The 15,527-nt window shown below is 49.3% G+C and carries 10 protein-coding genes and 3 pseudogenes; 9 read left to right on the top strand and 4 right to left on the bottom strand.

Features of this window, described 5'->3' with window-relative positions; genetic code table 11:
- Positions 1-127 precede the first annotated feature (127 nt).
- A complete protein-coding gene (locus JCM11969_RS09050; RefSeq protein WP_054710657.1) occupies positions 128-1,297 on the bottom strand; it encodes an aminotransferase class I/II-fold pyridoxal phosphate-dependent enzyme in 1,170 nt (389 codons plus the stop codon).
- Positions 1,298-1,511: 214 nt separating this feature from the next.
- On the opposite strand from JCM11969_RS09050, the gene JCM11969_RS09045 reads away from it, so the two are divergent.
- The 3 genes and pseudogenes from JCM11969_RS09045 (at position 1,512) to JCM11969_RS09030 (ending at position 3,450) form a co-directional block, all read left to right on the top strand.
- Positions 1,512-1,736: a DUF2829 domain-containing protein gene (locus JCM11969_RS09045; protein ID WP_054710656.1), complete on the top strand. Its 225-nt coding sequence runs from the start codon at positions 1,512-1,514 to the stop codon at positions 1,734-1,736.
- Positions 1,736-2,490, top strand: a pseudogene (locus JCM11969_RS09040) (3-oxoacyl-ACP reductase). Before JCM11969_RS09045 ends, JCM11969_RS09040 begins: the two are co-directional and overlap by 1 nt.
- Before the next feature lie 456 nt (positions 2,491-2,946).
- Positions 2,947-3,450 (top strand): QueT transporter family protein, encoded by a 504-nt coding sequence (locus JCM11969_RS09030; protein ID WP_156319320.1) that lies wholly within the window; start codon positions 2,947-2,949, stop codon positions 3,448-3,450.
- Positions 3,451-3,778: 328 nt separating this feature from the next.
- On the opposite strand, the gene JCM11969_RS09025 is transcribed toward JCM11969_RS09030, so the two are convergent.
- Positions 3,779-4,474 carry a GTP pyrophosphokinase gene (locus tag JCM11969_RS09025; RefSeq protein WP_082409246.1) on the bottom strand — a complete coding sequence of 232 codons (696 nt, stop codon included), beginning with the start codon at positions 4,472-4,474 and terminating at the stop codon, positions 3,779-3,781.
- Between the two features lie 164 nt (positions 4,475-4,638).
- Between JCM11969_RS09025 and JCM11969_RS18970 the strand changes: the two genes are divergently transcribed.
- A complete protein-coding gene (locus JCM11969_RS18970) occupies positions 4,639-5,052 on the top strand; it encodes a hypothetical protein (RefSeq protein ID WP_225353209.1) in 414 nt (137 codons plus the stop codon).
- Positions 5,053-5,281: 229 nt separating this feature from the next.
- Entirely contained in the window at positions 5,282-5,749 is a 468-nt protein-coding gene (locus JCM11969_RS18965) for a YdcF family protein (protein WP_263850043.1), read from the top strand.
- A 42-nt stretch (positions 5,750-5,791) separates the two neighbouring features.
- On the opposite strand, the gene JCM11969_RS09015 is transcribed toward JCM11969_RS18965, so the two are convergent.
- Positions 5,792-7,405 (bottom strand): FAD-dependent oxidoreductase, encoded by a 1,614-nt coding sequence (locus JCM11969_RS09015; RefSeq protein ID WP_054710649.1) that lies wholly within the window; start codon positions 7,403-7,405, stop codon positions 5,792-5,794.
- Between the two features lie 1,061 nt (positions 7,406-8,466).
- A pseudogene (locus JCM11969_RS09010) lies at positions 8,467-10,598 on the bottom strand (ATP-dependent Clp protease ATP-binding subunit).
- Positions 10,599-11,878: 1,280 nt separating this feature from the next.
- On the opposite strand from JCM11969_RS09010, the gene JCM11969_RS09005 reads away from it, so the two are divergent.
- The 4 genes and pseudogenes from JCM11969_RS09005 (at position 11,879) to JCM11969_RS08990 (ending at position 15,423) form a co-directional block, all read left to right on the top strand.
- The gene (locus tag JCM11969_RS09005) at positions 11,879-12,859 is read left to right on the top strand and encodes an aldo/keto reductase (protein ID WP_054710647.1); all 981 of its coding nucleotides are present in this window, start codon (positions 11,879-11,881) and stop codon (positions 12,857-12,859) included.
- A gap of 143 nt (positions 12,860-13,002) precedes the next feature.
- Positions 13,003-13,755: a threonine/serine exporter family protein gene (locus JCM11969_RS09000; RefSeq protein ID WP_054710645.1), complete on the top strand. Its 753-nt coding sequence runs from the start codon at positions 13,003-13,005 to the stop codon at positions 13,753-13,755.
- Between the two features lie 15 nt (positions 13,756-13,770).
- Positions 13,771-14,222 (top strand): annotated as a pseudogene (locus tag JCM11969_RS08995) (threonine/serine exporter family protein).
- A 13-nt stretch (positions 14,223-14,235) separates the two neighbouring features.
- A complete protein-coding gene (locus tag JCM11969_RS08990) occupies positions 14,236-15,423 on the top strand; it encodes an amidohydrolase (RefSeq protein WP_054710643.1) in 1,188 nt (395 codons plus the stop codon).
- Positions 15,424-15,527: the final 104 nt, after the last annotated feature.

The following is a 15,527-nucleotide window of genomic DNA, read 5'->3' as shown; positions in this document are numbered from 1 at the left end:
TTATTTGGAATTTTTACAAATTAGCCACTAATTGCCGGCTAATGACGGAAACTTTTTCCCTATACCCTATAACTACGCAAAAAAAGACCATTGTTTTAAATGAAATGGTCTTTTTTACTCATTTTTGTTAAGCATTCACCTTAGCCTGCAGCAGTTGACGCATCCCATCAACGGCAGCCTTGATATTATCCATGCTTGATGCGTAACTGATTCGAATGTACCGGTCATCGCCAAATGGTTTACCAGGCATGACGCCAACGTGATAGGTAGCGGCCAACTCATCCGCAAATTCAACGCTCGTCTGCTGGCACACAGCTGGAATCTTCGCAAAGATGTAGAAGGCCCCGCCAGGTTTCACCATATCAAAGCCCAATTTGGTCAATTCATCAGCCAAATAGGTGCAGCGTTTTTCATAAATAACCCGCATCTTTTCGGCATCATCTTGCCCGTGCGTCAGCGCCTCAACCGACGCGTACTGCACGATTGAAGTTGGTGTCGTGACTTGGAACTGGTGTGCCTTGGCAATTTCATCGATCACCCCAGTCGGACCAAACACAAACCCGATTCGCCAGCCAGTCATCGCGTGTGATTTCGATAAGCCGTTCACGATAATGGTCTGATCCGGTAACCATTTTGACAAACTATAATGCTTTGCACCGCCATACAGCAGTTCGCCATAAATCTCATCACTAATGATCCAAATCTGATTGTCGCGGAAAACGTCAACCAGCGCGTGCAGTTGTTCTTCGGTGTAAATCACACCGGTCGGGTTGCAATGGTCCGTGATGACCACGCCTTTGATTGTCGTCTCAGGATTGGCATCGATAGCCTCTTGCACTTCCTCCGGCGTCAACACAAAGTCTGAACTGCTGGTATCGACCAAGATCGGTTTTAAATGATTGACGCCAGCTAAGGCTTTATAAACGGGATAAGCTGGGGCGGGAATGATCACGCCTTCCCCAGGTTTAAACAACGTCTTGAAAGTCGCCGCTAAACCCTCGGTCGCGCCAACTGAACACACAATTTGGTCAGCGGTGTAGTTGTAGCCAAACTTCTCGCGATAGTAGGTCGAGGCTGCGTCACGCAATTCCTGAATGCCCCAATAGTAAGGGTAATGAGATCTATCGTCGGTGATCGCCTTAATTGCCGCCTGCTTAATATGTTCCGGCACGTTAAAATCAGGTTCGCCTAACGTGAGTTTAACAATGTTTGGGTCCTGACTAATCTTGTGGTCAAAGGCTCTAAGTGCTGATGGTGCGACGCTGGTAATATCTGGGTTTAGTTCGTCTATGTTCATGGAAAGGCCTCCAGTTAGTTGTGATGAAGTTCACTTAAGTTTGTTGCTTCTAGTGTAGCATAATGAGAATACTATGAGAAACCCTACTTCAAATTAACAGTTTCAAACCGACTTGTTTCCTATAGCCAACATACATGACCCATCTTAACTGCAACTAAAACAAGCCAACTGTGTTAAACTCAACTGTAAACCGAAATTTCAGGAGGAACCAAACATGACTTTCGAAGCAATTTTACCGTATCTCAAAAAGGGCGACCGGGTCGTTCGAACTGGCTGGGAAGGTACTGAACTGTACGTCCAGCTCCAACCAATGAGCACCTTTGAAGGCGACCAGTTAAACCCCTATTTCTTGATCAAGACCGAGGATGAAGCCTTCAGCATGTGGTCACCAACCGACTGTGACATTTTAGCCGAAGACTGGGAACTTGTGACTGACTAATGACCGAGGATTTCAAGAATCAAACGGTTATCGTCACCGGCGCGGCTTCTGGTATTGGTGCAGCCAGGCGGAAAAATTCATTACTGCCGGCGCAACCGTTATCGCTGTGGATACCAACAAGGACGGCTTAAAGAAGCTTGAGGCGAAATGCAATTCTGGGTTACTGCACACGTTGGTTGGTGATGTTAGCCAACCTGAAACAAGCAGCAAAACCTTAGCGCTCGTCACCAAAATTAGCGACCATCTGGATATCGTTTGCAATACCGCGGGTGTTCTGGATGCTTACAAACCAGCGATGGACACGAGTTTTGCGGACTGGCAGCACATCTTAAACGTGGACCTCAACAGTCAGTTTCTGATGGTCAAGGCCGCGTTGCCGAAAATGCTGGCGCAACACCACGGTGTGTTCGTCAACATGGCCTCGATTGCCGGCCTAGTTGCGGGTGGCGGCGGCATCGCCTACACAGCGGCCAAGCACGCCATCATCGGTATGACCAAGCAACTGGATATCGACTATGCGGGCCAGGGCATCCGCGCCAACTGCTTAGCCCCAGGCGCAATCAATACGCCAATGAACGCCGCCGACTTTGCGGGCGACGGCCACATGGCAAAATGGGTGGCGTCAGAAACACCAGCAAAACGCTGGGCAACAGCGGAGGAAGTCGCTGATCTGACACTGTTTGTTGCGAGTTCGAAAGCCGACTATATTCATGGGGTGACGATTCCGATTGATGGTGGGTGGATTGCAAAGTAGAGTGTGGAAGAAGGCGGTTAAGGGGCAGAATGTAACGGACTTTGGCAAAAATCCCGATCCTGGATTTTTGCCAGAGTCCGTTACATGGCCGCTCATCGCAAATTCCACACTTTTCACCAAAGCACCCTTAGCATTTCTCTCAAAGTGCCTTGCACAGGAGTTCTGCCTTCTGAAACACGTTTGGGCTAAGAAGCCAAAACCCACGTCGCCAAGCCAACCTTGAAGAAACTAAAGCAAGAATGCTAACCCAAGTCGGCTAACGCAGCAATACAAGCACCACACATCTCACCACCTCCGCAAAAAATCCAACTTGCCAACACCCAAATTTTGTTGCACACTAGAACCCGGACAACTTTCATTTAAACGGCGTCAAATCTGACCGACGCCACTACGACACTTCATCTTTCCTTTGGTCGTAGTTATGACTAGCCCCTTGCGGCTACAAAGGAGATTAATATGAAAAATTCCACCAACACACCTATTTTGTCGACCCAAAGCGTTGCGAAAACAGCGGTCGTGGCAGCCTTATACGTTGCCATTACGCTGGTTCTTGCGCCAATTAGTTTCGGAGCTGTTCAGCTTCGATTTGCAGAAATGTTTAACTATTTGGCCCTGTATAACAAGCGCTATGTCTGGGGCGTCACGCTGGGTGTCTTTTTAGCTAATTTTGCGTCACCAACATGGGCGTTTGATGTGCCGATTGGTAGTCTCTCAACGTTGTTAGTCTTGATTCTAGTCCGATTTGTGACAGCTAAAATCAAGGACATGCGCGTGAAGTATGTCATCACAGCCATTATCGTGGCCATCTCAATGTTCACCATCGCGGGCGAACTCTACTGGGTCTCACACATTCCATTCTGGATGAGCTGGTTAACAATTGGTATCGGCGAGTTGCTGTCGATGGTCGCGGGTGGGTTTATTATTTACCCGATTAGTAAGCGGATTGATTTGGAAGACTAGAGTGTGGAGGAAGGCGGTTAAGGGGCAGAATGTAACGGGCTCTGGCAGAAAATCCCGATCCTGGATTTTTTGCCAGAGCCGTTACATGGCCGCCCCTTGCCTTCTGGAGCACGTTTCGGCACGGCTGCCAAGAAAGCCGTAGCCTTAACCAGTCAACTGAAAAGATCAAAATACTGGGTCTGACTTTTTGGTCAGAGTTGGCTTACGCAGTGGCCCTCTGTTTGGAACACGTTTCAGCAATGAGGCATGAAAGCGCGTCGCCAAAAAAAACGACGTCAAAAAGGCGCTCCTCACCAAAGAGGAGCGCCTTTCACATCCACAAAAAAGCTCAATCGCCTTCATCACTACCTTCAGCATCCGGCACATCTTCCGCCTGATGCCAAATATCGGCGCGCAACGAATCCATCTTCGTATCAAGCTTGGTAATACTCTGCGCCGTATGTGCTAAATCAGCGCGGATGGCATCTTTATTTGGAATATCCTTTTTATAGTTCAACTCATGTTCTACCGATGCCCAGAAGTTCATGGCAATCGTGCGGATCTGGATTTCAACATCAATGTTTTCGGTGCCAGAGCTAAAGTAGATCGGCACGGAAACGATAATGTGCAAACTGCGATAGCCGTTGTCCTTAGGGTGCTCGATGTAATCCTTGCGTTGCACGACCCGGACATCCGGCTGGTGGAGCAACATATCCTCCAAGGTGTACACATCGCTGATAAATCGGGTAATTACCCGGACACCCGCAATATCGTGCAACCCAGTAAAAAGGGTTTGCCGCGTTTTCGGCAGGTGTTTTCGGTCAACTTTTTCCAGAATACTATCCGGCGATTTAATACGGTGTTGGATACTATCAATTAACGCATAGTTGTTTTCTAGTTCAAATTCATGACTCAAAAACTGTAATTTATCTACCACAAAATCCATTGCGGTGCGAAAGCGAATGGAAAAGCCTTGGCGTAATCGCCGCGAATCAGAAATGGTGCGCTTATCCACAATGTCGTCGTAAAAATCTCGATTTTCCATGATTATCCTCGATTTTTTGATAATGGTAACAGCCATTATTATACGCTATTTACCCCCGTGATTTCTGAATTTCACCCGATTCTCATCCTGCCGTAACGAAAACTACCCGGAACATTAAGAGTAGGCTATAATCAAGAAGAGTAATTCTAGGGGGTATTTCGTAAATGGCTTCAAACTACATCACCACTCTCAAGGTGGGCTGGGTCTTTTGTCTCATCTGGCTCGTGATTTTTCTATTCAGTTATTTGCGTGACCGGACAAAGTTACGCAACGGCATTTGGTTTAATATTTTCTTCTATTCGTTTTGGGTCGATCTGGGCCTCACGATTCTCGCAACGAATAATGATAAACTGATTTATCCGATTGGATTACTGTTCATCTTTTTCCTGTTTTGTATCGGCGTGGCGTTTGCGCTCCAAGCGTTCTTGCTGCTATGGAACGCCGCGATCGTTTGGCGGCGAGAGAATCACTCCCCCGCAAACATGCTGACGCTATATCTTGGCATTATCATTTTGCTCATGCCGTTTGTGGAACGTCTCATTTCCGACCATCTGCCTACTTTTGGTCAAACCTGCTGATCTCGTTTCCAGCGCTCTGCATTGCGTACGCTGTCTTTTGGTTCTACAACTATTTAACGATGCTGGTGCTGTATCAGCTTTACTGGCCCCGACTCAACAAGGATTTCATTATCGTTTTGGGTGCTGGTTTAATGAATGGCGACCAGGTCACCCCGCTGTTAGGGCAGCGGATCGACCGGGGCATTGCTTTTATCAAAAACAGAACCAGAAGAAACACAAGCGTGCCAAAATGATTCTTTCTGGTGGTCAGGGCGGCGACGAAACGGTGCCCGAGGGTGAGGCCATGCGCAAGTATGCCGTCGCCCACGGCATCGACCCCAACGATGCCATTGCCGAATTCGAATCTAAAACAACGCTGCAAAACATGCGGTTCTCAAAAAAAATTATCGACAGCCTTAAAATCGAAAAGCCAAAAACGATTTTTGTCACCAACAATTACCACACCTTCCGGGCTGCAATGTTTGCTAAGGCCGTTGGATTAAAAGCGAGTGGTGTCGGGTCGCGGACAGCCCGGTTCTTCCTACCAAACGCTGTGATGCGCGAGTACATCGCAGTGGTCAATCGCCAACGCAAGTGGCATGCCATCATGATCGTCATTCTGTTCCTGATTGCCTTCCTGTTCAGTCTATTAGAAGCGCATCCAGGTGCGATTGCCCATCTAATGCAAGGCTTTCAAAACTTCTTGAACAATCTCTAATTAAAAATGCTTCAGGCCAATAGAGGTCTGAAGCATTTTTGGTTATTCTGCAACAATCTTAACGTTAAATCCTTTTCCAGCAAGGATCCGCGATGCATTGTAAGGCCCTAATCCCTTACGTGCCAGAATATAAACTGGCTTTTCAGCATCCAACTGATTCAGTTCGTCCCGCAGCACACTCAGCGGAATCTCGAAGTCAGCCTTGATGGATCCGCTCGCTGGTTTACCGGCCTCGCGAATATCCAAGAACTGGGCACCAGCCTTATCATCATCGCTCAATTCCGCGATTTTAATGGTGTTCAACGCTTGGTTTCGCTGATTGATTGCCACGTACCCGGCCACATTTAGCGGATCTCGGGTAGATGAATATGGCGGCGAGTATGGTAACTCCAAGTTTGGCAGATCATTGATTCCCAAGCCACCCGCAATAGCGGCCGACAACTCGCCAGATCGTTTATCAACGCCCCGCTCACCGAGGAATTCGCCACCCAGAATCTGACCCGTCGACGGGATAAAGAGCAGCTTAATATTCAACCGGTGAGCATCCGGGTAGAAGGACGCGTGGTCAAACGGCGTGACAAAGACCGTCTCATAGTCAGTGATACCAGCGGCCTGCAAGCCCATTTCGGTATACCCGACGCTGCTGGCAGTCAGGTCAAACAGCTTCGCGACGCTCACGCCAATGAACCCGGGATACGTCATGTCCGCGCCGTTGATAATATCGGCGAGGAGGTGCCCCTGCCGGTTAGCAGCACTCGATAGCACGCTTTGAATCGGCAACCCAGTAATGAGGCTGGTCGTTTCCACCACGTCACCAATCGCGTAAATGTTTGGCACGTTCGTCTTCATCTGGTCGTTCACAATAATGTGACCATCATCCGCCAGCGCAACGCCGGCCGCTTGCGCAACTTCGTTATTTGGCGTCACACCAGTCACCAGCATCAAAATATCAGTGTCGATCTCAGACCCATCAGCTAAAACGACCGTCTGCCCGCCGTCCGCCACGTTGGCCACGGTCTCATTCAGCCGCAAATTAACGTCGTGGTCGCGCAGGTGTTGGGCCACAATGTCCGTAATTTCAGTATCGTACGGGGTCATCACGCGATCAGCCTGGTCGACCAACGTGATCTGCATCCCGAGCCGCTGAAAGCTTTCGGCAATTTCAATGCCGGCAGCCCCGGCGCCCACAATCGTAGCCTTCTTGGGCTGGTTGGCATCGATGAACGCCTTGATATGATCAGCATCCGTCACGTTCCGCAGCGTAAAGACGTTCTTAGCCTCAGCCAAGCCCTTGATCGGCGGCAATACTGGTCTAGCGCCAGTTGATAACACCAGTCGATCGTAGGTTTCAGTGTAGGCCTCACCCGTTTCCAGCTTCGACACCGTCAGCGTCTGCGCATCCGGATCAATGGCAGTCACTTCTTCGTGAATCCGCACATCAATGTTATTTTTCTGTCTTAAAATCTCCGGTGTCCGCTCGATCAGCACATCTCGACTCGGCAACACGCCACCTAAGTAGTACGGTAACGCACAACTGGCGTAGGAAATATGGTCGCCACGTTCAAACATCACAATGTCCATGTCTTCATTCAACCGGCGTAACCGCGTCGCAAACGACGGTCCGCCCGCAACACCGCCAATGACAACAACCTTCATAATAGTGCCTCCTTCTTTTGTGTAAGCGCTTTTAATCGTGTCTAAAGCATACCGATTTGAGCGGGGGTTAGCAAGTAAGTGGCTTAGAGCGTGGAAAGAGGCGTTTAGAGGGCGGAGCGTAAGCTGACTCTGGCAGAAATTCCTGGTCTTGGAATTTGTGTCAGAGTCGGCTTACGCTCCGCCCTCTGCCTCCTGAAACGCGTTTCGACTCGAGGGCCGTTTTGCAGAGAATCAGCCTCAACAGCGATGATGCTATTAGCTGTGATGCTTATTATAGACGATTAAGGGTCTTTCCATTGTTAAGTGATTCAAAGTAGCGCTTTAATGTCGCTTCGTTCCACCGTTCGGCCCTGCAGGCTGAGGTGGGGTCGCTTCGGGGAGCTAGTGAATGTCTTGGCAGAAATTCAAGGATCTCCTACGTTTCCCGTGGTCGTAACCGGCTAAAGGACAGCCGGTTACGACCACCGACGCCACAGCCTGCAATGCCGAACGGTTCCACTACGCTAAAATTCTGGAGTAGTCGTCAAAGTTAATAAGTCTTCAAAAGTGGCATCACAAAACCTCTATATTAATCGTTACTAGTGACTAATACGTCATGAGAAGCATTGCTATCAATAGCCTTATAAGCAGTCGAGGGCGGATTCTCTGCGAACTAGTTTTAACGCAATTGTGATGCTTAACTCGTGAAAAAAACGGGCTCAACATAAGTGGAATGGAGCAATTTGGCACGGAGCTGTGGTGTCGACATCAGTTAGCGACCGTACTTTGGTCGGTTACTGATATGCGAGACGACTGAGATCCACTCGAGAGCTGCGCAGCAGAAATCGAGTTAGCTCAGTCGCGAGCCACTACACGGAGTGCCAAATTGCGGAATGCAACGGACTATCACCTAGCATTGGAAAGGACCACGGATAAGCACTAGTATTCAACGACCACCAACACAAAACACGCGCCGTTTCAGTTAACACACTTAAAATCATCTAGTGGTAATCACACAACCATGCAAAAAAAGCCCCCGCAATCCGTTTACAGATTGCGGGGGCTTTGTCACTACCCATCAATTAGGCAGTAACCCCATCCAAGCTAGAAATGGTGATGCTGTCATCAACCAAATCAGCCTTGAGTTGTTTTGCATCCATGTGATCCAGGTAGAAATCAGTGACCTTGTCTCGAATTTCTTGTTCGATGACCCGACGAAGTGGACGTGCGCCCATGGCTTCATCGTAGCCCTGTTCCATCAACCAGTCTTTAGCGTCGTCAGTAACGGTGAGCGTAATGTCCTTCTTAGCAAGGGTTGCGTTCACGTCACTCAACATCAGGTCAACGATCTGGCTGAGGTCGTCCTTGGTCAGGTGGCTGAATTCCACGATACCGTTGAACCGGTTGAGGAATTCAGGTCTGAAGTAAGGCGCCAATTTCTCAGCTAAGGTTTGGTCGTCATCCTTGTCACCGGTCAGGGCTTCGTTGCCAAAGCCGGCGTTAGAGGTGGCAATGATGATCGTGTTCTTGAAGTTCACGACGTTGCCTTGGCCATCGGTTAAACGACCGTCGTCCATGACTTGCAGCAATAACGTTAAGACTTGTGGATCCGCCTTTTCAATTTCATCCAGCAGAACAATCGAGTAAGGGTTCCGACGAACTTGTTCAGTCAACGTGTTGCCGTTGTCTTCGTAGCCCACGTAACCGGCAGAAGTCCCAATCAACTTGGAAACGGCTGTCCGGTCGCTGTATTCACTCATGTCAAGACGAATGATCGCGTCCTTATTGCCAAACAGGTCAACGGCCAGTTGCTTTGCAAGTTCAGTCTTACCGACCCAGTTGGGCCGACAAACAGGAAACTGCCGATTGGCCGGTTGCCTTCATCAAACCCAGCCCGGTTCCGACGAATGGCCCGTGAGACCATGTCCACGGCTTCGTCTTGTCCGATAACCTTGCCCTTGAGCCGGTCAGCGATACCCTTTAACCGTTCAACATCGTTGCTGCCCATTTTGGCAACCGGAATCCCCGTCAAACGTTCAACGGATTGCGCGATGTCGTTTGGTGTTGCGACAACGGCTTCAGTCGTTTCCGCATCAGCGTTCTTAAGTTGTTCAGTCAACTTGTCGACCCGCTTCTTAGCATCAGCAGCCTTCTCGTAATCCTCATCCTTAGCGGCAGTTTCCTTGTCAGCCTCAGCCTTTTTCAGTTGCGTCTTCAAGTCATCGCTGTCAGGTTCGGCGTTGCCGGCTGCCAAGTGGGCTGCGGTCATGTCGATCAGGTCAATGGCCTTGTCCGGCAAAGTCCGTTGCGGCATGTACTGAATCGAATAGTCGACAGCGGCCTTCAACACGTCATCCGGTAAGGAAACGTGGTGGTGCTTCTCGTACAATCCCTTGATGCCTTGCAGGATCTTGAACGTGTCATCCGCCGTTGGTTCGTTGATCACAACATCGTTGAATCGACGTGCCAACGCAGTGTCTTTTAAAATCGTGTTCCGGTATTCATCCTGGGTAGTGGCCCCAATGACGGTGATATCACCACGGGAAAGTGCTGGCTTGATAATATCAGCCAATCCTTTGCCGCCGCTCTCTTCACCACCAGTTGCGCCAATGCCTAAAATCTGGTGAATTTCATCAAAGAACAGGATGACGTTGCCGGCAGCCTTCACTTCCTTGACTAAGTTCTTGATATTTTCCTCAAACGACCCACGATATTGTGTGCCAGCTTCCAGTGAGGATAGATCGATCGAGTAGATCTCCTTGCCCTTCACTGATTCTGGTACCTGATCGTCAGCGATTGCCTGAGCTAAGCCTTCAACAACCGCCGTCTTCCCAACGCCAGCATCCCCAACGAGGATCGGGTTGTTCTTAATACGACGGCTTAAAATTTCAGCCGTTTCTTGAATTTCTTTATCACGGCCGATCACTGGATCCAACAAGCCATCGCGGGCTTCCTGAGTCAGATTACGACCAAGCTTTTCCAAAATGCCGCCCTTTTTAACGGCGTGTTCACTACCTTCATCATTTACTGGAATTTCGTGTTCCCGGTCTGGTAACTTGCCAGTCGTCCGGTACTGTGCGAATTCGTCCGGGGTCAACTCGTGACCGTTAACCATGTAACGGGCGGTCTCACCGTTCCCCATATTACGAGAGACCTGATTAAATAAATCATCCATGTTGTTTCCAAAGAATGGATCATTAAACATATTTGCCATAAAAACGCACCCCCATCGGTATTTTTAGTGCCAATTCCAACGAAAAAGCACCGTTTTAGTCAACGGTGCTTTCCTGATATTATTGAGTTGGTCTATCAGTTAAGCGAGTTACCAGAGTAAGTGATTACTACTAATACTGGATAATTCTGGACGTTCATCCGTTATTTATTATCCATTCCCGTCAACATCATTATAGTACCACATTTTTAGCACTCTTGCAAGTAGAGTGCTAACATTTTTCTGATTTTTTTCAATAATATTTTGTTTCTTGTAAGCGATGGTTACATTAGCGTTCTAATGCCGTTCTGTTTCGTGATTTGGCACTCCGCTGTGGTGGCTCGCGATGAAGCTAATTCGATTGTCGCCTTGCGCCACTCGAATGGATCTTCATCGTCTCGCATGTCACTAGATGCCCAAAGGACGGCCATCAAGTGACATCGACACCACAACTCCGTGCCAAATCACTACACGCCACTGACTTAGTGCACCCTTTTTTAATAGTTAAGTATTGAATATCAGTTAAAGCTAGTTCGAAATGAAGTCCGCCCTCGACTGCAAAAACGCCAATATTCAGCGAATCTCTCGGCGTCCCCAAAAAGGTAAATACAATGACTGCTTCTGAAAATACGCTTAATCCGTCAAGTAACACTAACCCAAGGGTGATTAGTCAATAACTCATGCTTTTATATAAAATGACGCAATCTACTGTTGCGTATAGTCAATCCATTAATGGTTGTGGGAAGCATTGCTATCATTAAACTAGCAGCAGTCGAGGGCGGATTTCTATACAAACTGTCTTTAACTGTATTTCGCTGCTTAACAATCGTTACTAGACTGCACAACATAAGTGGAATGTAGTTTTGGGACGGAGCGGTGGTGTCGAAGATGCCAGAGTGTGTAGCAAGCCGGTTAGAATGCGGAGTGTAAGGGACTATTGGCTGAAATCCCGGGCTTGGATTTGAGTCAATAGTCCCTTACACAGTAGCGTTCTGGCTTGCGGAACACGTTTCCACAATGTAACAGTAAGACCAGTCACCAACTAACATGCGAGACGATGAAGATCCATTCAGATAGCGCATAGCGACAGCTGAATTAGCTTCATCGCGAGCCACCACGGCGGAGTCCCAAATTTCGAAATGCAACGAACTTCAACCACAATACTCCTCGAAGACTATAGAACTATAGAACCAAAGAAACCAGCCAGAACCATATCATCACCAGCTAATTTTTTGTATAATTGAAACTGTAAAACGCTTACAGCAATTTAAGGAGGAATTCGTATGTCACAACAAGTTAAAATTGGTAAGTCTGACGTCACCGCAACTGCTTTAGGGCTTGGTACTAACGCAGTCGGCGGGTATAACCTCTTCCCTAACCTGAAGGATGAAACGGGGTTAGACATTGTTAAAACGGGTATCGAAAGCGGCATCACGCTGTTGGATACCGCTTACGTATACGGCCTTGGCCACTCCGAAGAATTGGTCGGGAAGGCAATCAAGGACTTTAACCGCTCAAAGTTGGTCATTGCAACCAAGGGTGCGCACGACTTTTCCACCGGCGAACAAGTCATCAAAAACGACCCGAAGTTTCTGACGGAACAAGTCGATGCCAGCTTGAAGCGGCTGGGCACCGATTACATTGATATTTACTATATTCACTTTCCAGACCACGACACGCCAAAGGCTGAGGCGGTCGGTGCACTGCAACGGCTTCGTGAAGCGGGCAAGATTCGTGCCATCGGTGTCTCCAACTTTAGTCTTGACCAGATCAAAGACGCCAACGCGGACGGCTACCTTGATGTTGTTGAGGACGAATTCAGCCTCCTCCACCAGGATCATGGTGCCGACATGTTACCTTATTTTAAGGAAAACAACATCAGTTTCGTGCCTTACTTCCCGCTGGCTTCCGGCCTGTTGACGGGTAAGTACACTAAGGATGTTCACTTCCCGCAAGATGACATTCGCAGCCAAATGGACGACTTCCAGGAACCACGTTACAGCGACATTTTGGCCGCTGTCGATAAGGTTCGCCCAATCGCTGAAGCCCACGATGCCACAGTTGCCCAAACGATTCTGGCTTGGTACATCAAGAACCCACTGATCAGCGTGGTGATTCCTGGTGCTAAGAAGCCGGAACAAGTGGCTGCTAACGCTAAGGCCATGGCTGTTGCCTTAAGCGATGACGAGTTCCAGACCATCGACGCTGCTTTTAGCGGGTTCAAACACATTACTAGCGGTAAATCATTAGCCGATCCAGACTAACGCAATTACAAATAACCAAAAATGAGCACTCCTGTATCACTGGGAATGCTTATTTTTGTGACTTTCAGGTAGTTGACGCCCTCAAGTATTCAAGCTTATACTAATTTTAATACCAATCTTATAAAACGAAAGAAGGCGCGCCTGTGGATTCTGATACAGAACGGAACATCATTGAGCTTTGCGGCCACGCTGGCAAAATTCTGCTCGAAAGCGGGGCTGAAACTGCACGGGTCGAATCCACCGTCGAGTACATTGGCCGAGCAGCGGGAATCGACATCAGCTGCCACGCCGAAATGACCGCTATTTTTGTTGATTCTAATCATAATCCGACCACCCACCTCGTCAAGGTGCGCACCGGCGACTTTAATTTGCAAAAAGTGGATGAGATCAACACCCTTTCTCGTCAGTTCACCGCTAATCAGATCACGTTTGAACAGCTTAAAACAGGCATCGAGCGAATCGACCACGCGGTTATCGACTTTAACTGGCCGGAGAAGATCCTCGGTGCCGGTCTGGTCTCTGTGGCACCGATGCTGCTGTTCCAGGCCACATGGCAGGACCTGACACTGGCGTTCTTTGTCGGTATCATCGGCTACCTCACGGCTCAGTGGGCCGGTCGCGTCGTTGTCACGCCCTACTTTAGTATGGGTATCGGCGGCCTCGTCATTGGCCTGTTAGCCGCTAGTCTGCAGGGAATCGGCATTGCCACCAGTGCGCAAAGCATCATCGTGAGTGCACTTATGCCGTTAGTGCCAGGCGTTGCCATCACCAACTCGCTGCGAGAAATTATTGGTCGCCACACCATCTCCGGTATGGTGCGTGCGGTGGACGCCACGATGACCGCCTGTGCAATTGGTGCTGGCGTGATCATCGGGAGTTTACTGGGTCATTTTTAACGGGAAGGCTGTAGCATGGAAATTCTAGTTGGGTTTATTTTCAGCTTTCTCTCCACCGTTGGCTTCGGCGTCATCACAAACGTACCGCGCCGAACACTGCTCCCTGCCGGCTTGACAGGTGCACTCGCCTGGGTCGTTTACCTGCTGGTACAGGATGCGACCAGTAACGTTATTTTGCCAAACCTGCTGGCTGCGATCACCATTTGCGTACTGGCAACGTCGCAGCAATCGTTGTGCGCGCACCCGTTAACGTGCTGTACATCCCCTGCCTTGTCTCACTCGTGCCCGGAGCCATTATTTTTCTCAGCATGAAGGGCTTCACGTTGGGTCAGGACAACACCGCGTTGCAAAATCTGCTGAAGACGCTCACCATCGCCATGTCACTGGCGGTGGGCTTCTTGATTGCTGAAGCGTTTTTCAGCAAACTCCGGCCGGTCATTAAGCGCTGGGCCGCCAAACAAAAATGAAAGGACTGATCACATGACAGTACAAACTGACCTCATGGATAAATTAGACGCAAACAAACAGACGATGATCGACATCCGCCGACATCTTCACCAACACCCTGAATTGTCGTTTCATGAAAAGGAAACCGCAGAATATATTAAAGCCTTCTACAAGGATCTCGATTGTAAAATTACCGACTATGGCGAAGGTTACGGGTTCGCCGTGGACATCGACAGCGGCAAGACGGGGCCTAATCTCGCCTTACGCGCCGACTTTGACGCTCTGGCAGTTCAAGAGGACAACGACCTGCCCTTTAAATCAGTTAACCCGGGCGTCATGCATGCCTGTGGCCACGATGGCCACACCGCTTATCTGATGGTGCTTGCTAAGGCGTTGATTGAACTAAAGGATCAGCTGCACGGCAGTATCCGCATCGTTCACCAAAACGCTGAGGAAGTCTCCCCAGGTGGTGCTAAGGGCATGCTGGCAGCCGGCGTCCTCAACGGCGTGGCTAACGTGATCGGCCTGCACGTCATGAGCTCAATGCCTACCGGTTCCATAGGCTACCACCTGAATGAGACCCAGACTGGCCGGGCAAACTTCACCATCACCTTTACGGGCAAGGGTGGCCACGCGTCAATGCCGCACCTGTCAAACGACGCCATTGTTGCTGGCAGCTATTTTGTAACGGCGGTGCAGACGGTCGTTTCCCGGCGTATTGATCCCTTTGATACCGCTAGTGTGACGATTGGTTCCTTTGACGGTGCCGGCTCGTACAACGCCATCAAGGAAAGCGTCACGCTCAAGGGCGACGTTCGGGTAATGAAGGAGTCGACGCGGACAACCGTGCGCAACCAGATCGAACAAATTGCGCACGGCGTTGAAACGATGTTCGGGGTGAGCGCGGATATTGACTACGACGACAACTATCCGGTACTGGTCAATGATCCCGCTCTGACGACTCAGGTGACCGACAGCATTAAGGCTGCCAAGATTCCGGAGATCACCACTGTGTTTGACTGCGGTCCACAAGACCCTTCTGAGGATTTCGCCTACTTTGCGCAAGACACACCTAGCTGTTTCTTCTACGTCGGTTGTCAAACTGCGGACGGCGCTAACCACCCGCATCATAGTCCTGACTTTATGATGAATGAAGCCGCGCTGATCATTGCGGCGAAGGCTGCTGGGACGGCGGCGGTTGCATATTTGAGTGGTGATTAAATTAAAAACACCTGCTTATGAACTGCCGAGTTGGCTGTTCATAGACAGGTGTTTTTGTCTCAATTATTAAAGCTTCGTTTTCTAGGCATCATAGCGGAAACGCG

This window comes from Secundilactobacillus paracollinoides DSM 15502 = JCM 11969, from assembly GCF_001311135.1.
GTDB lineage: Bacteria > Bacillota > Bacilli > Lactobacillales > Lactobacillaceae > Secundilactobacillus > Secundilactobacillus paracollinoides.
Note: the sequence above shows the minus strand (reverse complement) of the source record. Positions and strands in the feature narration are given on the sequence as shown.

Bases quoted from the DNA above. Each gene is read 5' to 3' on its own strand.
- JCM11969_RS09050 (WP_054710657.1), bottom strand. From the start codon at position 1,297: ATGAACATAGACGAACTAAACCCAGATATTACCAGCGTCGCACCATCA.
- JCM11969_RS09045 (WP_054710656.1), top strand. From the start codon at position 1,512: ATGACTTTCGAAGCAATTTTACCGTATCTCAAAAAGGGCGACCGGGTC.
- JCM11969_RS09030 (WP_156319320.1), top strand. From the start codon at position 2,947: ATGAAAAATTCCACCAACACACCTATTTTGTCGACCCAAAGCGTTGCG.
- JCM11969_RS09025 (WP_082409246.1), bottom strand. From the start codon at position 4,474: ATGGAAAATCGAGATTTTTACGACGACATTGTGGATAAGCGCACCATT.
- JCM11969_RS18970 (WP_225353209.1), top strand. From the start codon at position 4,639: ATGGCTTCAAACTACATCACCACTCTCAAGGTGGGCTGGGTCTTTTGT.
- JCM11969_RS18965 (WP_263850043.1), top strand. From the start codon at position 5,282: ATGATTCTTTCTGGTGGTCAGGGCGGCGACGAAACGGTGCCCGAGGGT.
- JCM11969_RS09015 (WP_054710649.1), bottom strand. From the start codon at position 7,405: ATGAAGGTTGTTGTCATTGGCGGTGTTGCGGGCGGACCGTCGTTTGCG.
- JCM11969_RS09005 (WP_054710647.1), top strand. From the start codon at position 11,879: ATGTCACAACAAGTTAAAATTGGTAAGTCTGACGTCACCGCAACTGCT.
- JCM11969_RS08990 (WP_054710643.1), top strand. From the start codon at position 14,236: ATGACAGTACAAACTGACCTCATGGATAAATTAGACGCAAACAAACAG.